21 protein-coding genes, 1 tRNA gene, 1 rRNA gene and 2 pseudogenes are annotated in these 24223 nt (G+C 35.3%); 16 read left to right on the top strand and 9 right to left on the bottom strand.

Features of this window, described 5'->3' with window-relative positions; genetic code table 11:
- The first annotated feature begins 26 nt into the window (after nucleotides 1–26).
- Nucleotides 27–133: ribosomal RNA gene (gene rrf / locus ACFELZ_RS08030) — 5S ribosomal RNA — on the top strand.
- 16 nt (nucleotides 134–149) lie between these two features.
- On the opposite strand, the gene ACFELZ_RS08025 is transcribed toward rrf, so the two are convergent.
- The 3 genes and pseudogenes from ACFELZ_RS08025 to rpmH all read right to left on the bottom strand — a co-directional run bounded on the left by ACFELZ_RS08025 (nucleotide 150) and on the right by rpmH (nucleotide 941).
- Complete coding sequence (locus ACFELZ_RS08025; RefSeq protein WP_375316107.1) at nucleotides 150–374, bottom strand: hypothetical protein; 225 nt, start codon at nucleotides 372–374, stop codon at nucleotides 150–152.
- A gap of 89 nt (nucleotides 375–463) precedes the next feature.
- Nucleotides 464–739: pseudogene (rnpA, locus tag ACFELZ_RS08020) on the bottom strand (ribonuclease P protein component); the annotation flags it as partial.
- Nucleotides 740–806: 67 nt separating this feature from the next.
- Nucleotides 807–941, bottom strand: a complete 135-nt coding sequence (gene rpmH / locus ACFELZ_RS08015; RefSeq protein ID WP_375316106.1) for a 50S ribosomal protein L34 — start codon at nucleotides 939–941, stop codon at nucleotides 807–809.
- A 107-nt stretch (nucleotides 942–1048) separates the two neighbouring features.
- On the opposite strand from rpmH, the gene pstC reads away from it, so the two are divergent.
- From pstC to fsa, 4 genes are all read left to right on the top strand, one after another.
- On the top strand, nucleotides 1049–2137 hold the full coding sequence (gene pstC, locus ACFELZ_RS08010; protein WP_375316703.1) for a phosphate ABC transporter permease subunit PstC: 1089 nt from the start codon (nucleotides 1049–1051) through the stop codon (nucleotides 2135–2137).
- A 101-nt stretch (nucleotides 2138–2238) separates the two neighbouring features.
- On the top strand, nucleotides 2239–3666 hold the full coding sequence (gene atpD / locus ACFELZ_RS08005) for a F0F1 ATP synthase subunit beta (RefSeq protein WP_375316702.1): 1428 nt from the start codon (nucleotides 2239–2241) through the stop codon (nucleotides 3664–3666).
- 12 nt (nucleotides 3667–3678) lie between these two features.
- The gene (locus tag ACFELZ_RS08000; RefSeq protein ID WP_006279902.1) at nucleotides 3679–4023 is read left to right on the top strand and encodes a F0F1 ATP synthase subunit epsilon; all 345 of its coding nucleotides are present in this window, start codon (nucleotides 3679–3681) and stop codon (nucleotides 4021–4023) included.
- Nucleotides 4024–4308: 285 nt separating this feature from the next.
- On the top strand, nucleotides 4309–4950 hold the full coding sequence (gene fsa / locus ACFELZ_RS07990) for a fructose-6-phosphate aldolase (RefSeq protein WP_375316104.1): 642 nt from the start codon (nucleotides 4309–4311) through the stop codon (nucleotides 4948–4950).
- Between the two features lie 10 nt (nucleotides 4951–4960).
- Here the strand turns inward: fsa and guaB are convergent, their stop codons facing one another.
- Together guaB and rsmA are read right to left on the bottom strand one after the other, a co-directional pair.
- Nucleotides 4961–6454 (bottom strand): IMP dehydrogenase, encoded by a 1494-nt coding sequence (gene guaB, locus ACFELZ_RS07985; RefSeq protein ID WP_375316103.1) that lies wholly within the window; start codon nucleotides 6452–6454, stop codon nucleotides 4961–4963.
- 31 nt (nucleotides 6455–6485) lie between these two features.
- On the bottom strand, nucleotides 6486–7304 hold the full coding sequence (gene rsmA / locus ACFELZ_RS07980) for a 16S rRNA (adenine(1518)-N(6)/adenine(1519)-N(6))-dimethyltransferase RsmA (protein WP_375316102.1): 819 nt from the start codon (nucleotides 7302–7304) through the stop codon (nucleotides 6486–6488).
- Nucleotides 7305–7382: 78 nt separating this feature from the next.
- Between rsmA and ACFELZ_RS07975 the strand changes: the two genes are divergently transcribed.
- Both ACFELZ_RS07975 and ACFELZ_RS07970 read left to right on the top strand, forming a co-directional pair.
- Nucleotides 7383–7455 (top strand) — tRNA-Thr (locus ACFELZ_RS07975).
- Nucleotides 7456–7479: 24 nt separating this feature from the next.
- A complete protein-coding gene (locus ACFELZ_RS07970) occupies nucleotides 7480–8205 on the top strand; it encodes a triosephosphate isomerase (protein WP_265033393.1) in 726 nt (241 codons plus the stop codon).
- 162 nt (nucleotides 8206–8367) lie between these two features.
- Here the strand turns inward: ACFELZ_RS07970 and ACFELZ_RS07965 are convergent, their stop codons facing one another.
- From ACFELZ_RS07965 to dprA, 3 genes are all read right to left on the bottom strand, one after another.
- Nucleotides 8368–8877, bottom strand: a complete 510-nt coding sequence (locus ACFELZ_RS07965; RefSeq protein ID WP_375316670.1) for an IS630 family transposase — start codon at nucleotides 8875–8877, stop codon at nucleotides 8368–8370.
- 19 nt (nucleotides 8878–8896) lie between these two features.
- A complete protein-coding gene (locus ACFELZ_RS07960) occupies nucleotides 8897–9259 on the bottom strand; it encodes a helix-turn-helix domain-containing protein (RefSeq protein ID WP_375315796.1) in 363 nt (120 codons plus the stop codon).
- A gap of 263 nt (nucleotides 9260–9522) precedes the next feature.
- Nucleotides 9523–10611 (bottom strand): DNA-processing protein DprA, encoded by a 1089-nt coding sequence (gene dprA / locus ACFELZ_RS07950; protein ID WP_375316101.1) that lies wholly within the window; start codon nucleotides 10609–10611, stop codon nucleotides 9523–9525.
- 61 nt (nucleotides 10612–10672) lie between these two features.
- Here dprA and ACFELZ_RS07945 point away from each other — a divergent pair, with 61 nt between their 5' ends.
- The 7 genes and pseudogenes from ACFELZ_RS07945 (at nucleotide 10673) to ACFELZ_RS07915 (ending at nucleotide 16528) form a co-directional block, all read left to right on the top strand.
- The gene (locus tag ACFELZ_RS07945; RefSeq protein WP_010082601.1) at nucleotides 10673–11047 is read left to right on the top strand and encodes a ferredoxin family protein; all 375 of its coding nucleotides are present in this window, start codon (nucleotides 10673–10675) and stop codon (nucleotides 11045–11047) included.
- A 197-nt stretch (nucleotides 11048–11244) separates the two neighbouring features.
- Entirely contained in the window at nucleotides 11245–11727 is a 483-nt protein-coding gene (locus ACFELZ_RS07940) for a hypothetical protein (protein WP_375316100.1), read from the top strand.
- A 132-nt stretch (nucleotides 11728–11859) separates the two neighbouring features.
- Nucleotides 11860–12870, top strand: coding sequence for a D-alanine--D-alanine ligase (locus ACFELZ_RS07935; protein WP_375316099.1), 1011 nt, complete (start codon nucleotides 11860–11862; stop codon nucleotides 12868–12870).
- Nucleotides 12851–13609, top strand: coding sequence for a cell division protein FtsQ/DivIB (locus ACFELZ_RS07930; protein WP_374698838.1), 759 nt, complete (start codon nucleotides 12851–12853; stop codon nucleotides 13607–13609). The genes ACFELZ_RS07935 and ACFELZ_RS07930 overlap by 20 nt, the downstream gene beginning before the upstream one ends.
- A gap of 758 nt (nucleotides 13610–14367) precedes the next feature.
- Nucleotides 14368–15567 (top strand): annotated as a pseudogene (locus ACFELZ_RS07925) (IS4 family transposase); the annotation flags it as partial.
- A 69-nt stretch (nucleotides 15568–15636) separates the two neighbouring features.
- The gene (locus tag ACFELZ_RS07920) at nucleotides 15637–15999 is read left to right on the top strand and encodes a helix-turn-helix domain-containing protein (RefSeq protein WP_375315796.1); all 363 of its coding nucleotides are present in this window, start codon (nucleotides 15637–15639) and stop codon (nucleotides 15997–15999) included.
- The gene (locus tag ACFELZ_RS07915) at nucleotides 15959–16528 is read left to right on the top strand and encodes an IS630 family transposase (protein ID WP_375316618.1); all 570 of its coding nucleotides are present in this window, start codon (nucleotides 15959–15961) and stop codon (nucleotides 16526–16528) included. The genes ACFELZ_RS07920 and ACFELZ_RS07915 overlap by 41 nt, the downstream gene beginning before the upstream one ends.
- A gap of 161 nt (nucleotides 16529–16689) precedes the next feature.
- Here the strand turns inward: ACFELZ_RS07915 and ACFELZ_RS07910 are convergent, their stop codons facing one another.
- Nucleotides 16690–19683: a phosphoribosylformylglycinamidine synthase subunit PurL gene (locus ACFELZ_RS07910; RefSeq protein WP_375316098.1), complete on the bottom strand. Its 2994-nt coding sequence runs from the start codon at nucleotides 19681–19683 to the stop codon at nucleotides 16690–16692.
- Between the two features lie 107 nt (nucleotides 19684–19790).
- On the opposite strand from ACFELZ_RS07910, the gene ACFELZ_RS07905 reads away from it, so the two are divergent.
- Nucleotides 19791–22490, top strand: coding sequence for a PD-(D/E)XK nuclease family protein (locus tag ACFELZ_RS07905; protein WP_375316097.1), 2700 nt, complete (start codon nucleotides 19791–19793; stop codon nucleotides 22488–22490).
- Nucleotides 22491–23106: 616 nt separating this feature from the next.
- Nucleotides 23107–23967: an IS982 family transposase gene (locus tag ACFELZ_RS07900; RefSeq protein ID WP_375315786.1), complete on the top strand. Its 861-nt coding sequence runs from the start codon at nucleotides 23107–23109 to the stop codon at nucleotides 23965–23967.
- Nucleotides 23968–24223 lie beyond the last annotated feature (256 nt).

Below are 24223 nucleotides of genomic sequence, written 5' to 3'. Positions count from 1 at the left end.
ATTGTTAAGTTAGAAATTTTTATTGACTTGGTGGCTATAGCAAAAATGAACCACCCGATCTCATCTCGAACTCGGAAGTGAAACTTTTTAGCGCTGATGGTACTTGAAAAGGGAGAGTAGGTCGCCGCCAAGTTTATAAAAATTTCTTTTTATCGCCTTTTAATCATTCTTTTATTACGGGAAGTCGCTTCTATATTCAAATCTAATAATTGTGGTCTAGGCTTATTCTTATTCTGCTCTAAGTATTGACTTTGCTCAAATGCTAATTCCCATTGTGTACGATAACTAGATTCTCTATATTCATAAAAATCTTCTTTAACATTATTTGTATTTATATTGAGATTTTTATCTTGTTCTTTTCTACTCTCTACCATTAAACACCCACACCCGTTAATTTATTTTAAAAATTTTACTTATGTTATCATAAAAAATATAGTTGTAAATACCTTAATTAAGGTTTTTTTTATTTTATCTTTTTTAAGCAAATAGTTAGATCTTTTTGTAAGTTTTTATAATTTGCTTGCATAATGTTTCTATGAGTTAGTATTATGTAGTAGTGCCCTATATTGCTTATATTTAAAATGCTAATTTTAGCAAGCATTCGTAATTGCCTTTTTATTTTATTTCTTTTTGCTGCTTTTCCGGCTTTTTTACTGATAGCCAGACCTACTCTAATAGTATGAGTGTACTTTTCAGGTTCTCTTTCTTTTATAGCGTACAGTGATATATAAAGCCCACGATAAAAAAGACTGCTGAGTGCTAACTTATTTTTGAAAGCAAAGGAAAAATCTTTTTTTTTATACTTACTATGCGCATAATTTGTTACACCCTAATGAACGGCGCCTATTAAGGATTTTTCTTCCAGCTCTTGTTGCCATACGTGAACGAAATCCATGTCTGCGCTTTCTTATCAAATTTTTTGGTTGAAGTGTTCTCTTCATTGTTTTTATATTAATATAATTATTTATTTTAAATTGTTTTACTTTATTGTCAAATGATGGTGAACTTGTATGACATTTTCGTAGAATAAAATTTGATGCATGGGAAAATGAATTTGGTGATAGTCATACCTGTCCTACTAATCCTTTTATTTTGTTTTAGTAGGTTTCAAGAAGTAAATAAGGTTAAATCTTATCTATATCTTAGTTGTGTATGGATGCTAACTTGGTTGTTAGTACTCTATAATAATTGTTTTGTAACTTTTATTTCTATAGCGTTACTTTTTTTCATGCTTGCTTTTATCTTTAAAAATAAAAGAAATAAGATAATAAAACTTTCGTTATTTGTGGCTTTGGCCATATCATTTTTTATCACTTTATTTATAATGCTATCTATTTTTATTCAATCCATTAATTTTTTTAATAAAGTGGCTATTTCAGAATTCTTGTTTTGCTTGAAATGGGGCCACAATGTAGTCACTATCAATGAAGAGAAGATAGGATGTTTTGGTATAGCGCCGCTTTTAGTAGGTACATTACTTATAACTATTATAGCAATGTTAGTTGTCGTTCCGCTTGGTTTATTTTCTGCAATATATATTAGTGAATATGCGAGTGAGAAAGTGCGTTATATTGTTAATACAACTTTGCAAGTTTTATCTGCTATTCCTACGGTTGTATATGGATATTTTGCGGTTGTGTTTTTGTCTTTCTTTATAAAGCAGGTAGCAAATTTTTTTGGTTTAAGTATACACTCAGAAAGTGCCTTAGTTGCCGGTTTATCGATTGGGATAATGATTCTTCCTTTTATTATTTCTTTACTCGAAGATGCCATAAGATCTGTTCCAAAAAGCTTGCGTTATGGCTTCATGGCACTTGGCGCAACTCCAGCGGAAACTATATGGCATATAACAATACCTTATGCAATGCCTACAATTTTAAGTGCAATTTTATTGTCAATTTCAAGAGTGATAGGTGAAACAATGATTGTGCTAATGGCTGTGGGAATCAACGCAAATTTGACTTTTAACCCTCTTAATTCAGTTACTACCATTACCGTGCAGATCGCTACATTACTTACCGGAGATCAGGATTTCAATAGTGTACAAACTCTTGCTGCTTATGCGCTTAGTTTAGTATTGTTTATTATTACTTGGCTATTAAATGCATTTGCATTGTTTGTAATGAAGCGTAACTAGTAAGCGTTTTAATGTTGCAAAATTTCTATTAATAATATAAGATTTATTTTCTTTAGAAGTTCTTTTATAGAATTATAGTGTTAGGTGATAAAAATAAAGAGATGAATATAGGTAGAGCGATTAAGGTAACTCAAGCAGTTGTTGATATAAAATTTGAAGGTGAATTGCCTAAAATATTTAATGCTTTAAAAAGCAAACTAAAATATAAGGATAAGGAGCTGGTTTTAGAAGTTTCGCAGCATATAGGTGACAATATAGTTCGTTGTATTGCTATGGATAGCACAGATGGCATGTCAAGGGGGGATGAATTTGTTGATACAGGCGCACCAATATCAGTTCCGGTTGGGCGTTCAACTTTAGGAAGGATTTTTAATGTTGTTGGAGAGCTTATAGATGAGTGTGGTCCACTGAAGGGAAAATATAACTTAGAGCCTATACATAGAGCACCTCCAAGTTTTACTGAACAGAGAATACAGGAAGAAGTTTTAGTTACGGGAATAAAAGTTATAGATCTTCTTGCACCTTATCTTAAAGGAGGAAAAATTGGCTTATTTGGTGGAGCCGGTGTTGGTAAAACAGTCCTGATAATGGAATTAATTAATAATATAGCAAAAGCTCATAAAGGATTTTCTGTGTTTGCCGGGGTAGGGGAGAGAACGCGTGAAGGTAACGATCTTTATCACGAGATGATCACTTCAAATGTAATAAATATAAATGAGCATGAAAAATCTCAAGCTGTTTTGGTTTATGGTCAGATGAATGAGCCTCCTGGAGCAAGGGCTAGAGTTGCTTTAACAGCACTTACTATGGCAGAGTATTTTCGTGACCGTGAAAACCAAGATGTTCTATTTTTTGTGGATAATATCTTCCGTTTTACACAAGCTGGTTCTGAAATTTCTGCTTTACTTGGAAGAATACCGTCAGCTGTTGGTTATCAGCCAACCCTTGCAACTGATATGGGTGCAATGCAAGAAAGAATAGCTTCAACAACTTCTGGCTCTATTACTTCTGTGCAAGCTATATATGTTCCTGCGGACGATTTAACTGATCCAGCCCCAGCAACTACATTCTCTCATCTTGATGCCACCACAGTGTTGTCAAGGCAAATAGCTGAAATGGGAATATACCCTGCTGTTGATCCACTTGATTCAACTTCTCAGTCTTTATCTGCTGAAATCATTGGTGAAGAACATTATAAGGTAGCTTCTGAGGTGAAACGTATATTGCAAACTTATAAATCACTGCAAGATATTATCGCAATACTTGGTATGGATGAGCTATCTGATGAAGATAAAATTATTGTTGATAGGGCTCGTAAGATTCAGAAATTTCTTTCTCAACCTTTTCACGTTGCAGAAATATTTACTGGTATGCCTGGTAAATTTGTTTCACTTTCTGATACTGTTTCCAGTTTTAAAGAGATTGTTGAAGGTAAATATGATCACTTACCAGAGGCTGCTTTTTATATGGTGGGGAATATAGATGAAGCAATAAAAAAGGCTAAATTAATACAAGCTGAAGCTAAATAAAAGTTAAAGATTATGAATACTTTTAAAGTGCAATTTTTCTCTCCTGATGATCAAATTTCATTCAGTGGAGTGGTTTCTCTTTCAGTAACTGGGCTCGAAGGGGAGCTTATGATTTTAGCTCACCATGCTCCTTACTTAATTTATTTATTGCCTGGTATGATTACTGTTAAAATGAGTAACCAAACAGAAAAGAAGGTTGTAATTGATAGTGGCGTATTAGAAGTTGCAAATAATAATTGTAGCATTATAACAAGTCAAATTCAGGTTTTTGATCGTGCAATTCATGATGAGAAATCGTTTAAAAATAAGAGAATTAGTATATATTTAAGTTATCTTGATGAGAAATTTCTTTCTTAGTTATTTTAGGCAAAAAGTCGGTCTTGTCATCCGAGTAGCCCAATTTTTGTCATCCAAGTGCTTTTTTTTCTGTCATCCAGTATTCTCTTCCCTGTCATCCCAGTGCGTGACACTGGGATCTAGGTGTAAAAATATTTGTAAATTATGCAATGGGTAATAGATTCTAGGAGTATATAATGTTCATGATAAAAAAAAGATGGATCCCAGTGTCAGCTACTTGGATGACAAAGGAGGGCGTTTGGATGACAAGATTTTGCAAGGGTATTTTTTTTATGGGAGATTAATATGGAAATTTTTCTTGATAGCGTTGATTTAAATGAAATTAAAGAACTAAAGGAGTTCATTGACGGCATAACAACTAATCCTTCTTTAATAGCAAAGTCCAGGCGTAAAGATAAATACGAGGATTTAGTGCGTGAAATATGCTCTATTATCAAGGGGCCTGTTAGTGTTGAAGTTGTTACAAATAACCATGCAGATATGGTTAAAGAAGGCCTTAAGTTAGCGAAAATCGCTGATAATGTTGTGGTAAAATTGCCCCTTACATATGAAGGATTAATTTCTTGTAAAAAGTTGTGGACAGAGCATAAAATACCTGTTAACATCACATTATGTTTTTCTCCTGGACAAGCACTGCTTGCCGCTAAGGCCGGTGCTTGTTTTATTTCTCCCTTTGTTGGTCGCCTTGATGATATAAGCTATGATGGCTTATCGCTAATAGAAGATATATGTACTATATATTCTAATTACAGTTTTGATACTAAAGTTCTTGTTGCATCAGTGAGAAGCCCAGCACATGTAATAGAAGCTGCAAGGCTTGGTGCTGATTCAATTACTGTGCCAGCAAAAGTACTTAGACAATTAATTAATCACCCACTTACTGACCAAGGGCTAGCAATATTTGAAAAAGACTGGGGTGCAAAATAACAAACGGTCACTACTCTGAATCGGTTGACAAATTGGACGCTTGGTAAGCGTAATTTGGAGCTTCTTGTGTAATGACTATATCATGAGCATGACTCTCTCTTAATCCTGATGCAGTAATAGTAACAAATTTACAATTTTTTTTCATCTCTTCTATATTCCTATTACCAGTATACCCCATTGCAGCTTGCAATCCGCCAATCAACTGATGGATTACTCCTGAAGCTGGACCTTTGAATGGAACTCTTCCTTCCACTCCTTGTGGAACTAATTTTAGTTTTGAATCTTTATCTTGAAAATAACGGCTAGCTGAACCTCGTTTCATTGCACTAATAGATCCCATTCCTCGATAGCCTTTATATGCTCTGCCCTTATACATGATAATCTCACCTGGGCTTTCGTCAGTGCCAGCAAAAATCGAACCAATCATCACAGAGTCAGCACCAGCTGCAATAGCTTTTGCAACATCTCCTGAGTATTTTACCCCACCATCAGCAATTAGTCTGACGTTTCTTGCTCTACACACCTCTGCAACATTCTTGATTGCAGAGAATTGTGGCACACCAACACCTGTAACTATTCTGGTTGTACAGATTGATCCTGGTCCTATTCCGACCTTCACTGCATCAACACCCGCATCAATCAACGCTTCAGCAGCCTCCTTTGTTGCAATGTTTCCGCCAATTAATTGCGTATTAGGATACATCTTTTTTATTTCCCTAATGGTATTGATAACGTTTTCGGAATGACCGTGAGCAGTATCCACAACAACTACATCAACTTCTTCTCCGATCAAAGCTTCACATCTGTCTATACCATCTTTTTTACCAGTGCCAATTGCAGCGGCAACTCTGAGACGCCCTTTACTGTCTTTACATGAATTTGGGTATCTATTGTATTTTTCAATGTCTTTAACCGTAATTAAACCTATACAACAAGAATTTTCATCTACGACCAAAAGCTTTTCTATTCTATTTTCATGCAACAATTTCATTGCTGAGGCACTATTCACTCCCTGCTCCCGCACTGTCACTAACTTATCTTTTGTCATCACTTCGGAAACTTTTACATTCATGTTCTGGTCTTCAATAAACCTAACATCTCGGTTAGTTAAAATTCCAACTAACTTGCGTTGATCGACTACAGGAATGCCAGAATAATTGTGCTCTCTCATTAATGAAATTGCTTCCGCAACTGTTTTATCCGGTGAAATCGTAATTGGGTTATACACGATCCAACTTTCATATTTTTTCACCCTTCTTACTTCTAAAACTTGTTCATCTATTGATAAATTCTTATGTATGCAACCTATCCCTCCATGTTGGGCAATAGCTATTGCAAAGCCCGATTCAGTAACAGTATCCATTGCAGAGGATATGAGAGGGATATTTAGTTCTATATTATTTGTTAAATAAGTTTTTGTATCTGCATCGCAAGGCAATATATTAGAATAGGCTGGCAAAAGAAGTATATCGTCAAACGAATAACAAGCTTCCATTTTTTTCATAGGCTTTATTTAAAGCTTATACGCCAATTAATTAAATTGCAATAGGGCTTTTGCAAAATGAGCATTCTACATTATTTGCCAGCAAACAAAACTGCTCAATGGTTAAGTTTTCTGGACGTTCGTTTCCACTCAATTTAGCGTTTTCAAGGACAGTTTCAGCGTGGTTCGTTATATTTTGCAAGCTATTTCTCAGCATCTTTCTTCTTTGAGCAAAAACGGCACGTGTTAATCTTGTTAAGGTTTCCAAATTTACTGCAAACTTTGGGTTAGGCAAAGGATTTACTGTAATTACTGAAGAATGTATTTTTGGTCTTGGAAAAAACTCTTTAGGTTCAATATCAAATTCCTTTTTTATATCACATAGTAACTGGCTTAGCACTGATAAGGAACCATAATCTTTAGAATTGGGTCTTGCCGTAATGCGATCTGCTACCTCTTTTTGAAACATTAATGTCAAGTTCGTAAAAAATTTTATATTATTTAACCACTTTAAAAATAACACTACCGAGATATTGTAAGGCAAGTTAGCAATAACTTTGACTGGGCGCTCTATCAGCTCTTCTTCTATAACATGCAGTGCATCCGCTTCTATAATTCTATACTTTTCTTGATGCTCATTTAGCAGTTGGTCATGGTATTTTACTAAATCTCTATCTTTTTCTATAGAAAGTAGAGACTTTGGATTATGCACCAATATTTCTCTTGTTAATGCACCATATCCAGGACCAATTTCAATGACATTAAAATTTTCCAGACCATCAGCTAAAGCGACGATTTTTTTTGTTATCTCACTCGATAAAATAAAATTTTGCCCTAGACTCTTTTTTGGCTTCAGTAAAAATTTTCTCATATTATTTTCATTATACAGTATTTTAAAAATCAGTTGACTAAAATCCATTGATAATTGTATATTATTAATTTGTTTAACGCCGGCTTAGCTCAATTGGTAGAGCAACTGACTTGTAATCAGTAGGTTGTCAGTTCAAGTCCGACAGCCGGCACTCTCGTCCATATAAGTAAAGTTGATGTCCTTTTTAATAGTAGCAAATTGGAAAATGAATGGAATGCGTTCTTCATTTGTTGACTTTATAGGCAAACTTAACAACAAGAGCAACGAAATTACCTCTAAATTAGTAATTTGCCCTCCTTTTACATCATTTCCGAGCAGTATAGAGTTGAACAATAATATTAATATAGGAGCACAGAATTGCCATCATAAAAAGTTCGGTTCTTACACAGGTGAAATTAGCGCAGAAATGTTAAAAGAACTAGGGTGTACTTACGTAATACTTGGGCATTTTGAAAGGGCCAATGAAAAAGATAGTGAAATAAAACTTAAGTCGGAAATAGCAATAGAATCAGGCTTACACCCAATTATCTGTGTAGGTGAAAATTCAGAAGATTATAAGAATGAAAAAACAAAAGAAGTAATAGAATATCAATGCAAAAACCGTTTGCCAACACACGGTGAATATACCGTAGCATATGAGCCAATATGGGCAATAGGCACAGGTCATGTGCCAAATAATGATGCAATTGCTGAGGTGATAGAGGTAATAAAATTGTGTACTGGTAAAAAACACATTACATATGGTGGTTCAGTCAGTTCAGAAAATATAGAAAATTTGTTAAATATTTCAAATTTATCAGGAGTTTTAATTGGCAGTGCAAGCTTAGATTTCGATCACTTTTATAAAATCATACAACAAGTTGAAAAAAAGTTTTCTCTTATCAATTCTAAAAGTAGATAAAAGGGAATTACTAACTATAGGAATAGGGCTATCACGGGCGTCTCAGCAGATTCCGCTAACGCGTACTCCCTCGTCATAACGTCACGGTATCCGCTAACACGTAGCGAGATGACGGTTGTCAGAGTGACACTGGTTTCCATACAAAGGTGGTGTCATCTATAGCTAACCGAAGTAAGATTTCCCCGAGAGCTGAAAGACAAAATCAATAGCCGAATTAATATTGGGCCAAAAGCTTGGCAGCACTTTTCTTATGGCATGCTTAATGGCAAACCAGAACTTCTCAATCGGATTTAAATCCGGTGAGTATGGCGGCGAGAACAAAATTTTACACCCAACATTTTCTATCAAATTTTTCGTTCTTGCAGATTTATGAAAGCTTGCATTATCGAGAACAATAGTCTGTCCAGGTTTTAATATAGGAACAAGTATATTTTCTACATAAGCATCAAAAATCTCGCTGTTGCAGTAGCCCTCAATTACCCAGGAAGCTTTAACTTTTCCCTCATTTAGTGCTCCTATTATGCTTACCCTCTTTCTTTTAAACCCTGGTTTATCGGCAAATAACCTCTTGCCTTTTTGAGACCACCCATATTCATAAAATCTGTTGTCTTCTACTCCAGAGTCATCTATGAATATCAAGTTTTCTTTTTCTATTCCTTCTATTTTTTTTATGAACTCCTTGCGTTTCTCTTCATTCCTTTCCTGATAAAGAAAAGTTTTTTTTATATGTATAGTTTACTTTTTTAAGATAATTGTAGACTGTGCCTTTGCACATGTTGCCAAATTTTTCAATTATTTTTTCAACCGTAATATCTCGGTTTTCATCCAGAAATTTGACAAAGCCATCTAAGTATTTAATTTTATGACTATGTCCCTTTTGGTAGCCTGAAGACGGTTTTATACTTCCTGTTTCTTCTCTTCTTTTCCTCCACCAGTATATAGTTTTTCTATCAATTTTGAACATCTTGCTTACTTCTTCCATAGTCATTTTTTTCTCGTCAACCACTTTTAAAACTCGTTCCCTCAGGTCCTCACTATATGGCTTTGCCATCATTCTACCTTAATTAAAGCAGTATTATACCTTTTTACACTCCTTTGAGGAAACCTTATTTCGGTTAGCTATAAGTAGCTGACACTGATTTCCATCCAAGACGGTGTCATCCCAGTGCCCAGACTACTTGGATCCAGAAGACTTAATTTCAACCAAGTGGCTGCATAATAAAGGCTGGATTCCAGCGTCACGTGCTGGAATGACATCTTTCTTGGTGGACTCAAATCACAATGTTCGTACGGTTGTGGGCTTATAGCTAAAGTAATCTAGAAAATTAACGATATTTTATTCCCCGGTGAACGCTCTATTTTGTTTTCCAACTCTAGTTCTAAAAGAGCCATTAGAGCTATGTTGGCAGAAAGTCCGCTTGCTAATATAAGTTCATCTATATCAACAGGTACAGAGTTAATATGATCAACTATAACAGATTTTGCCTGTTGTAATTTTTCTTGTTTTTGGTTAACAGCATAGTGCTCAACATTAAATAGGTTTTTTTGCTGCGGAGGTAAACTAAACCTAATACTCTCTATTATGTCATCAGCGGACTCGATAAGCTTAGCACCGTTTTTAATTAAATAATTACTACCACTACAGCGTGAATCTAAAGGGAAACCAGAAACTGCAAATACCTCTCTCCCTTGATTTAAAGCAAAATCTGCTGTTATTAGAGAGCCAGAACGTTTCGATGCTTCAATCACTACAACACCCAGCGATAGACCAGATATAATTCGATTCCTTTGAGGAAAATACTGAGGCTTTGGTTTAGTAGCAAATGGAAGCTCAGTAATTACTAAACCACCGTTTCCAGTGATTTTTTTGTATAGATCAAAATTCTCTTTTGGATACACCACATCAATTCCGCTTGCTGTAACAGCAATAGTGGGATGATTTTTGTATATTACACTGTTTGCTGCGGTATAGATTCCTTTTGCAAGTCCAGAAACGATAACAAAACCAGCTTCGCTTAAATCAAGTGCTAGTTTACTGGCAAAATTTCTTCCATTCATCGAAGAGTTGCGCCCACCGATTATTGCAATTATCTCACGGCTTAATAATGATATATTACCAAACGCAGTTATTATAGGAGGACAACTAGAGATATTTCTTAAAAGATTAGGGTAATCTGGGTCACATGCGGGTATAATTTTAGCTCCAATTCTTTCTGCATTATTGATTTCTTCTCGTGCATCTTGAATGCCATACACCTTATTATTAGCCACCCTATTGAGATATTTTAGCACCTCATCTAGCGATCCATGTGTTCTTAGTATACTAAAAAACTTTATTGGTCCTATAGTTCTAGCCAAGCTTAACCATACTTCTAATTCTTTGTTGTTCAATTTATTTATCTTCATAAAAGGCTTGAATTTCTTATCAATTTAGTGTACCCAAGATAATACAAATATACAGTGTTTTATGACGCATTTTGTTACAGATAAATGCATAAAATGTAAATATACGGACTGTGTGGAAGTATGTCCCGTTGACTGCTTCTATGAAGGTAAAAACATGCTCGTGATTAACCCAGATGAATGTATTGATTGCGGAGTGTGCATACCTGAGTGTCCAGTAGATGCAATTGTAACTGATGATTCCATAAAAGATATTTTAGAATTAGATGAAGAATTACTGAGCAGCGAACAAAAAACTTTCAAGTTATTTTACGATATAAATGTAGAATACTCACAAAAGTGGCCAAACATCACAGCTAAAAAGCAACCTCTCTATACTGCAGAAGAGTATAAGGAAAAAAAGGATAAAACAGCTTATTTTGATGAAAATTTAGAGTAATGCTACTGAAGGAAAAGAAACTTTTTGTATTTCAGGGTTGTTGTTTTTGGTTGCTGAAAGTGGCTGTATTATTTAAGTTATTAATAATACTTACTGCTAAATTACAACTTCTTTATCACTACCGTGTTCTGTGTTGTTGTATTATTCTTAACATTTATATGTGTATACATACACGTACCAATATTTGAGAGGAAGAAATGGAAAAATTGCTCACCTTAATAGCTATGTTACCTGCTATTTCTTTGTCAGGGGCGTGTTTTGGAGTTGATTCTATTGAAGAAGATAAAATCTTTTATACTGTGACAACACATGGCAGCACCAGATTTTTAAGCTTTGCTTATGCTCTTGGCTATCACTATACAAACAGCACCCAAGTTTCAATTGGGCCTATATTTTCATTTTCAAGTCTAGCAGCAGGAGAAACTAGAATAGGAATTTTGTCGGGTTTACGCTACCATTATGATATTAAAGATATAGGTATTGCTCCATACATTAATGCTAATCTTGGAATATTATCTTCAGGCTTTTCTGATTATAATCTTGCATACCGGATAAGTTCTGGTGTTGACTTTCCAATTTCTCCAAAAGCAAGTCTTTCTGTTGGCTACTACTTAGAGAGAGGTATGTTAAGTCGTGGTTACCTTCATGGGCCGGAAGTGGGAGTAAATTTTAACTTTTAAGGATTTAACATGTATGAAAACCTGTACGCAGTCTAAAAGACATGGTAGAGTAGGTATAATTTATATAGAAAATATGTGAGTAAGTCCATATTATAACTTAAAATGCAGACGTTAGCATAAAAATTATATAGAATGCTCATGATTCCAACTATAGCAATTTTAAGTGGTGGATTTTCTTGTGAGAGAGAAGTGTCGCTTATGAGTGGAAAAGCCGTAAAGAAGGCACTTGATAGCCTTTCATATAATGCAATAGAAATAGATGTTGACAGCAACATTGCTGAAAAGCTTAAAAAGATTAATCCGGGCCTTGCTTTTATAGCTCTGCATGGACCTTATGGTGAAGATGGCTGCATTCAAGGTTTATTGGAGATTTTAGGTATAAAATATACACACTCAGGAGTTATGGCTTCGGCTGTTGCTATGAATAAAGTGATGTCAAAGCATATATTTCGATCCCTTAGTATCGACACTCCAAAAGGTTATGTAATTAGCCGAGAAGATCTACTAAAAAATAATATTAAAATCGATTATCCGTACGTCTTAAAACCAATTAATGAAGGTTCTAGCATCGGAGTGCATATTGTTTCCTCACATGAGGATTATTTAAAACTGAAATTTGATGTCATTCCAGCGCGTGACCAGGCAGTATCTGGCTACTTGGATGACAAGGAAGGAGCTACTTCTGTGACAAAAGATTTGATGATCATAGAAGAATACATTCCAGGTGTAGAGTTACATACTGCTGTATTGCTGGATGAAGCAATTGGTACTATGGAAATACGACCAAAAAATAAATTCTATGATTATGAAGCAAAGTATACAGATGGATTTGCAGAACATATATTTCCTGCTGAAATTCCTGACAATATATATAAAATGACCTTGGAACACGCACTGAAAGTTCATCGATTTTTAGGATGCAAAACTATTTCCCGCTCAGATTTCCGTTATAATCCCAAAAATAACACTTTAAAAATGCTTGAGATTAATACACATCCTGGCTTTACTGAGTTATCATTAGTGCCAGAAATTGCAAAATTGGCAAAAGGAATCAATTTTAATGAATTAGTTAAAATTATTATTGAAGATAGTTTGCAGCACAAAAATATTAGGGATTTAAGTCATGTTGAGCAGTATTACTAGAAGCCAAAGGAGTTTTTTGCGTAAGTGTGCCTTGGTTATTATCACAGCACTTTTTCTTACGCTAATGCTCTACAGCTCACTTGATAAAATAATAAATCGATTTAATTACTACTTTACTTGGTATAATGACTGCCTATCTAGTTTATTACTTAGTAGTGGATTTTCAATCGACGAAGTAGTCGTGAGCGGCAACAAATTTACAAACAAAAAGGACATTCTAAGTTTGGTAGATAGAACGCAACCTATCATGTATATATCACTTTCAAAGCTTGCCGGTAACATACAATCCGTAAGCAGATGGATAAAACACGTAAGAATCCATAGAATTTTGCCCAATACCCTACATATTAATATAGATGAGCATAAACCGTTTGCTCTCTGGAAAGATAATAACAAAACCTCGGTAATTGATTTCGAAGGTAAAGTGATCGTAGATGACTATCCAGTAGATGATCTTGTTGTAATTACAGGACAAAACTCGTTATCAAACCTAGAATTTGTTAGAGATGTGTTAGAGAGTAAAACTCAATTAAGTGACCACATTTCTTCTTTTGCTTATATAGGGAATAGAAGATGGAATATCATACTTGATAACGATTCCACAGTGAAACTGCCTGAAGATAACCCTTCTAGTGCATGGGACTATTTAAACCACTTACACAATACAACTGATTTTACTTTCAGCGATTGGAGTATTATTGATATGCGTATTACTGATAAAATTTTTGTGAAGAGGTGATCTGCTGTCATCCAAGTAGCGGGATGACGAGCTTATCGTCATGCTGCCGCGAACCGTCATACCGCCGCGGTATCTCTTAGCCGCTAACAAGTAGCGAGATGACAGCAGTCCTACGTCATACCGTCACGGTATCTCAGCCGCTAACAAGTAGCGGGATGACTGTTGTCGTTTAGCCATAAATATTTAAGAAATTCACCAAACGAAAAAAAAGGCAAAAGAAGCCCTGGTCATTGTCTATTTTCAGTATTGGCGTTTTTTTATGTTTTAAACGTTTAATAACCGCGACTCAGCTGCTTTTTAATGCAACTAACCTTTAGTCATAAATGTTTAAGAAATAGTGTGCCGTAGAAGCATAAAGGATGCTCAGACAAAGAGCAAACTAAGTGCAAAAGCTACATAATAGATGAGGGTGGGCCCCTCAAAGCCGGTTTACAAGAGCAGGCTTTAAACAACCGTAAGCTGCTTTGATAAAGAGTCAAGGTAGTGAGAGTTACGGAAAAGGCACAATTATGTGTCATGTGTTAAATAGAGAGACGAACGCAAGTGAACCACTGATGAAGTGTCGAAACATCAAAGGTGACGTCAAAACCAGGGGGTAATTTCTAACTTGGGATAAACCTATCGGAAACTTGTTTACTGGGTAGGTGGCGTCTGGCATAAAGCTTACTATTACCCATAAATCTAAAAGGAGAAAAAGCTGCTATCTTACTAATTCAACTTTCTATTATAAATAGATCTATGGTCTAAAAATGGAATATATGATGAAAAGAACTATAAATACCTCAACTGGCGAATGGGCAGAAAGTGAATTTGGAATTGTTAATTTTGGTGATATAAGATTAAGTAAAAGGCTTCTAAAAATAGTTAATAGTTTTGCTGAATCGCCTGAGTGTTCAATAAATCAAGCTTGTGAAGATTGGCATCAAAGTAAAGCAGCTTATAGATTTTTCCAAAAAGATGCCATTTCTGAAAGAAAGATATTAGACAGTCATATAATTAAAAATATTGAAAGAGCTAAAGAATACTCAACTATCTTAGCTATCCAGGACACGAGTTATATTTCATATAAAAATCATAAAAAGACCGAAGGATTAGGGATTATAGCAGCAAGATTAACATCTAAAACAACTAATTTTAAAACCCATGGATTAGTGATGCATACAACGTTTGCAGTTACAACAGAAGGACTACCTATAGGATTATTGGATCAAAAAATTAGTACTAGACCTCCCTTAGCTGAAGACCTAAAGGAGTTGAAAAGAAGAAGCCATAATACTGCTCTTCCCATAGAAGAGAAAGAAAGCATACGGTGGATAGCATCACTTAAAGACTCTACTAAACATCCTGGATTAAAGGATGTTAAGGTAGTTACCGTTTGTGATAGAGAAGCAGATATTTATGATTTATTTGAAGTTGCTTCCACTAATCAATCTCTTTTTGTAGTAAGAGGAAATCAAAACAGAACAGTAAACAAGAAGTCGACTTATTCTGAAAAAGGTGGTGAAAGATTGTGGGATTTGATGAATCGCATGTCTTGCCAAGGAGAAATACAAGTGAGTATTCCTGCTTGCGATAACAAACCTCAAAGAACAACAGTTTTAGAAGTAAAGTTTAGTAACTTTGTGATGAATGCATCAAAAAACAACGCTAGACGTAAAACGCAAAAACTTCCTAATTTAAATTTAAATGCTGTCTATGTTATAGAAAAATATCCCCCATTTGGCGAAGAGCCCATGAACTGGATTTTGTTAACAAATATAAATATTAATAATTTTGAAGAAGCAGTAGAAAAAATACAATGGTATTGCTTAAGATGGAGAATAGAGGTTTTTCATAAAATTTTGAAATCCGGTCTTAAAGTTGAAGAATGTAGGCTCCAAACAGCAGATAGATTGATCCGCTTTCTTACAATTATGAGTATAATTGCATGGAGAATATTTTTTATCACATTGGTAGCTATAGCTAACCGAAATAAGGTTTCCTCAAAGGAGTGTAAAAAGGTATAATACTGCTTTAATTAAGGTAGAATGATGGCAAAGCCATATAGTGAGGACCTGAGGGAACGAGTTTTAAAAGTGGTTGACGAGAAAAAAATGACTATGGAAGAAGTAAGCAAGATGTTCAAAATTGATAGAAAAACTATATACTGGTGGAGGAAAAGAAGAGAAGAAACAGGAAGTATAAAACCGTCTTCAGGCTACCAAAAGGGACATAGTCATAAAATTAAGTACTTAGATGGCTTTGTCAAATTTCTGGATGAAAACCGAGATATTACGGTTGAAAAAATAATTGAAAAATTTGGCAACATGTGCAAAGGCACAGTCTACAATTATCTTAAAAAAGTAAACTATACATATAAAAAAAACTTTTCTTTATCAGGAAAGGAATGAAGAGAAACGCAAGGAGTTCATAAAAAAAATAGAAGGAATAGAAAAAGAAAACTTGATATTCATAGATGACTCTGGAGTAGAAGACAACAGATTTTATGAATATGGGTGGTCTCAAAAAGGCAAGAGGTTATTTGCCGATAAACCAGGGTTTAAAAGAAAGAGGGTAAGCATAATAGGAGCACTAAATGAGGGAAAAGTTAAAGCTTCCTGGGTAATTGAGGGCTACTGCAACAGCGAGATTTTTGATGCTTATGTAGAAAATATACTTGTTCCTATATTAAAACCTGGACAGACTATTGTTCTCGATAATGCAAGCTTTCATAAATCTGCAAGAACGAAAAATTTGATAGAAAATGTTGGGTGTAAAATTTTGTTCTTGCCGCCATACTCACCGGATTTAAATCCGATTGAGAAGTTCTGGTTTGCCATTAAGCATGCCATAAGAAAAGTGCTGCCAAGCTTTTGGCCCAATATTAATTCGGCTATTGATTTTGTCTTTCAGCTCTCGGGGAAATCTTACTTCGGTTAGCTATAGAACCAGGCCCTATAGCTTTGTGGAAGGGATGGAAACGTCTCTTTGATTTAGCAGAAGGATGGAGACTTGCTCATGTATTCTATACTTGTGGGTAATAGTAAGCGCTAACAAGCAGCGGGATGACGAGTTTGTCGTTTATCAAATCGTCTGTAAACCTAAGTTACTTTAGCTATATAATAACTATTTCCCAAATCTTTCAGATTTACTTTTAAAACATCCTTTATATTTAGCACCTTTTTCTCTGTTACTTTGCCAATACATGAATAAGCCGCATCTTCAAACAACGCTTCAAACCTCTGCTGATTTTGTGGTGCAATAGTAACCAAAATTCTACTTTGCGATTCAGAAAACATTATTATCTTGTTTATTATGTCTGTATTTTGTGTTTTTCCTATTGGTACTAGTGAAAGATCGATTTCAGCACCAAGGTCTCCTGCAATTAGCGATTTTGCCAGAGCAATAATTAAGCCGCCTAAGTTTGGTGCAATTGCAGAGGCAATTATGCCATCTTTTATTGTCTGGTTGTAACGCTCATACAACTTCCTAGCACTCTTTGCATCAACTTTTGGCACGTTGTTATTATCTATTCCACTATATAACTGATATTCAGATCTACCAAGCTCATCGTGGGTTGTACCAAGCACATATATCAAGTCCCCTGGCATTTTCACATCAAGCGATACCGCATTTTCAATATTTTCTATAACTCCAATTGCTGAAATGAGTAATGAAGGTGGTGCAGATATCATCACTTTCTCGCCATTTTCGTCATATCCCTTAAAGTCGTTAAACATACTATCTTTTCCGGATATGAATGGTGTTTTAAATGCAGTTGCAAAGTCGTAACAAGCCTCTGCAGCTCTCTTTAGCTGCCATAGCCTTTCTGGATTATAAGCATCGCACCAGCAAAAATTGTCGAGCAACGCTAGATGATTTATATTTCCTCCTGCAGCTACGTAGTTGCGTATTGCAGTGTCAATCGCACATGCTGCCATGTGATAAGTGTCAATTTCTCCATAACTTGAGCCAAATCCCTGCGATTTTACAACACCTTTGTTTGAAGAAAGGACTGGCCTCGAGACAACAGCTTCACTGCACACTCTTCCCTTGCCTTGCAGTGGTTTCAGTATTGACGATCCTTGAACCTCATGGTCATATTGCACCACTATAAACTCTTTGCTGCGTATGTTTGGTCTGCTCAGCATTTCTTTTAGCTCGACTTCTAAAAAAGACGGATTTCCAGCGCGTAACGCTGGCTGGTCAGCTACTTGGATGAAAGGGGAGGGGGCTTTAGACCACGGCTTTGTCTGTAAATGCACTTTGGGATTACCGTCATGCAGAAATTCAGTTTCGATGTCCATTGTTACTTTCCCTTCAGGACATTTAACAACAGCTTTACCACTTTTGTTAAACTCTCCAATCACACAAACCTCCACATCATGTTTTTTCATGATTTGCTTAAACATAGGAAGATTTTCTTCTGGCACTGCTAAGGTCATTCTCTCTTGTGATTCTGATATCCATATTTCCCACAGAGCCATACCATCGTTTTTAAGGAGAACCTTGCTCAAATCAACTTCAAATCCGTCTTTTCCCATTTCACCAATGGACGATGATAGACCGCCTGCTCCATTATCCGTTATTGCATTATAAAGACCAAGCTCTCTTGCTTTTATGACGGCATTGGATAGTTTTTTTTGTGTTATGGGGTCGCCAATTTGCACAATCGTTGAAGGGCTGTTTCCCGACAAAGCCTCTGAAGAAAACGTTGCACCGTGAATTCCATCTCTTCCAACTCTTCCACCAATAATTACGATTTTATCGCCGTTTTTAGGCCCTTTGATGTGTGAAGGTACATTATTTATACTGCGCGGAATAGTTCCAACACTTCCAACAAAGACCAGGGGCTTTCCACAAAATCTATCGTCAAAATATACTGATCCAAGTTGTGTTGGAATACCGCAGCAGTTGCCAGCAACATTAACGCCACGAATCACTTCTTTCATTATATATTTTGGCGGTAAAATCTCATCAGTACGCTCCTTGTCCCTATAAAATTTGCCTTTTGCTTCTTTGGCAAAGCAAAAGTAATAGGTATTCATTATAGGCTCCGCGCCTTTCCCGAAACCCACTATATCACGATTAACTCCAAGCACTCCGGTCATTGCTCCACCAAATGGATCAAGAGATGAAGGGCTATTGTGAGTTTCAACTTTATCTACAATCAAGTAATCGTCATCAAAAATTATTCCTCCTGCGTTGTCGGAGAAAACTGACACGCATATGTCAGAATTTATCTCACGCGTTGCACGCTTGATATAATGAGCATATAGACCGTCTTTTATTTCATCAATAGGGGAGCAAAAAATACTGTGTTTACAATGTTCAGACCAAGTCTGTGCCAGAGACTCAAGTTCAATATCATATGGATTTCTGCCGAGTTTTTTAAAGTAATCCTTTATAGCTTTCATTGCTGCCAGCGAGAGCCCTAAAGTGCCATTACCATCGATTCCATCTCTGCTGATTTTTTCAAGCTCTTGGTCACTCACATTGAGGTCAACAGACTTAGCGTCCCTTTTCACGGACTGATACTGAGTAAACTTCTTATATTTACCATAATATTTCCAGCTATAGTTATCATTTTCCTTACAGATAAGTGTGCAATATTCAGTGATAGGGTTGAATTCTTGTTTTATATCATCTTCAGTTGGCAAATTCCCTTGGTTTAGGATCAATTTTGAACTTCTTACCTTTATCGTGATTGGTGTCCTTGGCGCTGGAATCTGCATCTGGGTCCTAGTTTCAAGCACTGGGAGGGCAGATATATCGATATAGCCTTTGCTTATTAAATATTCTGTAATAATTTGTTTTGCTGTGTTGCCTACATTGTCGGTCATGCCAGGTAAAAAGCTTATCTCCAAGCCCCACTTTGCTTGTGGTTCTATGAAGTTATATTGAACTTCTTCAAGGTTTTCATTGTAGGAATAATAACGGCAGTCTTGTATGACTTTATTATAAAATAGCCCACAAATTTCTTCATGTAATTTTGATGGTAATTCTTTGCTTATGTAAATCAAGTAAACATTAACTACCCTTCTGCGGCCAACTTGTTCACATTTATTTAAAACTTCTATTCTGATGTTTGCCATGTAATATTATGAAAGACTTTAATATATCATAGCATAAGAAACTGCGAGCACATTTATATTTTGAGTGATTTCTATATAATAAAATATTGTATTAATTGTTACTGTTAGTGGGAAGAGTTTTTACCGTTAATGTGGATGAATCCCTTTTTGATGTGCTGGTTCAGCACATATTTTCTGAATATGAAAGAGAAAAAATTCCCGAGATAAAGATCATACTTCCCTGCAAAAGGGATGTAATAGCGCTGCTGAGTGCGTTCAAGAATTATAACGCTAAAAAATGCATAATTTTGCCAGAGATAGTTTCGCTAGAGAACATCGATGAGGAGGATTTAATATTAAATCTTGATAGAGTTAAAGTTATCAATCCAACAAAGAGGACGCTGCTACTCATTCAATTCATATTGGAGTGGAATAGAAAAAATAATGATAATTTCCCCATTGATTTAGCTTATAGCCTGCCATCATTGCTTGATAAAATTCAATCTACCCAAACAACGGATTGTTATCAATTCGATGAACATTCAAAAAAAATAGAGAATTTCATAAGCTTACTCATTGAGAGTTGGAATAAAATTTTAAAAGATTTAGGAGTAGTAGATATATTAGAACATAAGAGTGATTACATAAACAATATGATAATCTCTTTACAAAAAGACCAACATATAATCTTTGTTGGAATTGGAAAGGATAAGTCGTTAATTAAGGCTATATATGACCTGCCGTTTGGAAAAATAATTTTGCCTAATCTGAATTTGAAAATTAAAGAGAAAGATTGGCAATCACTTGATAAAAAACATTATCAATATTGCCTGAAAGATCTGCTCGATTATTTAAAAGTGGATAGAAGGGATGTTAGCTGCTTGAACACTATAGAGAATGAAATAACTGACTATGTTTTTGATACAACTGCCGATCTAAGCAAAGTTAGTAATGGACATATTGGCAATATTGAAGTCATCACTTGTGATTCCAGAGAGGAAGAAGCACAAGTGACATCATTAATTATAGAGAATGAAGGTTATGAAAACGTTTCTTTGGTTGTCTTTGATAAATTACTTGCAGCTCGTATAGCATGTTTATCAAGGCAACACAGTGCCATACCGGAAAATTATCCTTATATAACACTCCTACTTTATAGTATCGAAGTTTTGACCTCAAATTGGAGCAGTGTGTCATTACTTTCGCTCCTTAAACATAGGCTAGTGACTTTTGATTACACTCAAGAAGAGTACTCTCAGATTTTATCTGAATTTGAAATAGAGATATTACGCAACTTTAGTACAAATGGCCTTAAAGATATTATAGATGCTATTAATACCTATAAAAAGCTAAAACATAAAGAGGATATATTGCTTATTATCAATGGGTTAGAGGCTATACTTAATCTTTTACTTAACTCTATAAATTGCCCTATTTCTGATGTGGTGGCAACTCATTTGCAGTGTATTAATGTGCTATCTGGTATAAATTTTTCAGAGCTAAATAGTGAAATAGGTAATTTCACCTGTAATTTCTTGAATGCATGTGAGGGTATAGAAATTAAGTGCTCCTTAGAGTTATATAGCCAAATTCTGGCCTTATTTTTAGAGAAAGAGTTTTTCTCTGTAGCAAATGACTTGAATAAATTCAGCTTATATCACAACAAAGTTGTAATACTCGCTGGATTTAATGAAGCGCCAAGCTTTCAAAGTCCGCTTTTGAATGCACTTACGAGAGAAAAATTTAACCTTCCTTCTGCGCAAGAAGAGCAAGGGTATTTTTTTTATACTTTACACAATTTGTTTTGTGCAAGTAAGGTTTATATTACAAGATCGCTAAGCCATAGAAAACCAATTCTATTGCAGCGTTTGGAAATTCTGCTCAAGGAGGGGAAACAGCCGTATCGCGATTGGCTGAGGATATTAAATACGCCTGAATGTACTGTTCCATGTACTCAGCCTATGCCAAAACCTCAAACCGAAGTTAGAAAAGAAAAAATGCGGGTGATGTCTTGCAGTGCAATAGAAAAGCTAATTCGTAATCCTTATTCATTTTACGTTGAATATATACTGGGCCTTAAACAATTAAGAGACTTGAATTTTAAGCCATCGATATTGGAATTTGGCACTATGGTGCACAACATTCTTGCAAGATATTTACGCAACAAAAAGTCGCCAATGAGCATTACACGAAAAGCATTCTCGACTAGTCAGTTTAATTTTTCAAATATGTGGTGGGTAAGACTGCAAAGGATAATTCAATCTTTTGTCGAATTTGATGAAACTCGAAGCAATTATGTTGAGTTGGAAAAGAGTTTTACCTGTCCGATATTTCATATTGGTGTCATTCCAGCGCATGACGCTGGAATCTATATTTCTTGTGATGATGTATCCCAGTATGAAACTGCTTGGATGACAAATAGAGATCTGATCCCACAAGAAATTTTACTGACAGCAAGATGTGATAGAGTTGAGTATCTACCAAGTGGGCAAGTAGCAATTATAGACTATAAGCTTGGTTCACCACCTTCCAATGAAGAAGTGATGTCGGGGTTTTTTCCACAGTTAATTTTGCAAGCCTTAGCGGTAGAACATATAACAAAAAGAGAAGTTTCAGAACTTGCTTATTGGAAACTTGATTATGATAAAATAAAAGTTATTTCTATACAAAATTATAGATACAAAATGCAAGAATTAAAAAATGATCTGCCTGGTTTTTTATCTAATTATTTAAGTAATTCCACACCCTTTATTGCCTCTCCATATTTTGATAAATTCCTGAGATTTAACAGCTATAAACAGCTAGAAAGGGTAGGGGAGTGGTTGTAAATGGTGCATCTAAGTAGCTGACACTGGTTCCTTTATGACGGCAGTGCCACTATAATGTCATTCCAGTCTGGAATCCAGCCTTTCCATCCAAGACGTTGTCATCCGAGTAGCTTGACTACTTGGATCCAGAAAACTTAACTTTAAATAAGTGGCTGCATAATAAAGACTAGATTCCAGCGTCACGCGCTGGAATGACACCATTTTCGGTCTCTCAAATTGCTTTAGCTACAAACATTAAGAAATTTACCAAATGAAAAAAAAGGCAAAGAAATCCCGTGGTGCGAGTTTTGACTCTATATTACTGTAAGTGGCGCTGTAATAATGTGCTGACGCTTAGTTTAAGCGCGATTTGGCTGAATGTAGAAAAAATAAAAAAGACATGCAGCCGCTATAATTTTATGTAATCCGCCAAAAAATACCCTAAGTTTTTTACTGAATTTTGTCATTGAACCTGCGCAGATCAAAAACAAGTTTTGAGTCAGAAATACCCTTGCTACCATAATAAGCTTACTATTACCCATAAATCTAAAAACGTGAATTATGGATTAAAGGAGAATAGAAAAGGCAAGAAAACAGGGTAAACTCAGCAGTGATAAAAAAATAGATGAGGTTACCCATGGAAGATATAACAAAACTGTTTTGTTTGGTCGATGATTTTTGCAGAGATATAGAGAAAAATTTTGCAGATAAACTACTGCCAAATGGTAAAAACCCCACAAGAACAACGGAAATTGAGCACTCCGAAATCATGACAATAATCCTGCTATATCAACAATCTCCGTGTAAAACTTTCTATCTACATTACCTAACGTTGCTCTACAAATCAGAGTTTCCAAAGTTACCTTCATATACCAGGTTTGTTGCTCTAAAGCCTAGGGTTTTGTGGCATTTAGCAATGTTGTTGCATTGGCTTTGTGGACAGTCAGAAAACACTGGAATTTCATATATAGACACAACTCCCATTGCAGTTTGTCATGCAAAAAGAATATCCAAAAACAAAGTTTTTGCTGGAATTGCAAAATTAAGCAAGAGCACTTACGGCTGGTTTTTTGGTTTCAAATTACATATGGTAATCAATGAAAATGTTGAAATTCATGCACTTACGCTAACAAAAGGCAATGTTGATGATAGGATACCTGTGCCAAATCTGACGGAAAAATTAATCGGTCTTTTGTTTGGTGACAAAGGTTATATTGCAAAAGAGCTTTTTCAGAAGCTGTTTGACCGAGGTTTGAAACTTGTTACCAAGGTGAAAAAAGGTATGAAAAATACATTGATTTCGCTAAATGAGAAGATTTTACTGAGAAAAAGGTCTATCATTGAGACTGTTTTTGGTTACCTAAAAAATAGACTAGAAATTGAACACACTCGCCATAGATCCCCTGTTAATTTTTTGGTTCATATCTTTTCTACTCTCATTTCCTACTCCATCAAATCCACAAAGCCTTCTATTTCCTATACTTTCTTCCTTCCTTAATCCAGAATTCGCGTTGATAGGTTCTTTACTTGTAAACATAGTGCTGTTCGCAATGGTCTTTTATCCTGAAAAACCTAGAGAATTTCTATTTAATGATAATATTCAAAATGATTCATGCTCTGCAGTGAATGAACTAGACTTATTAAGTAAGCAGTCTGAAGTTAAATGCATGAATGAAACGGCTAATGATGTTAATCTCACTGCTACTAACTTATTTTCAGTCCTGATACAGCCAATATCTTGTGAAGTGAAATCT

It is taken from the genome of Wolbachia endosymbiont (group A) of Colletes cunicularius, from assembly GCF_964264715.1.
Classification (GTDB): domain Bacteria; phylum Pseudomonadota; class Alphaproteobacteria; order Rickettsiales; family Anaplasmataceae; genus Wolbachia.
Note: the sequence above shows the minus strand (reverse complement) of the source record. Positions and strands in the feature narration are given on the sequence as shown.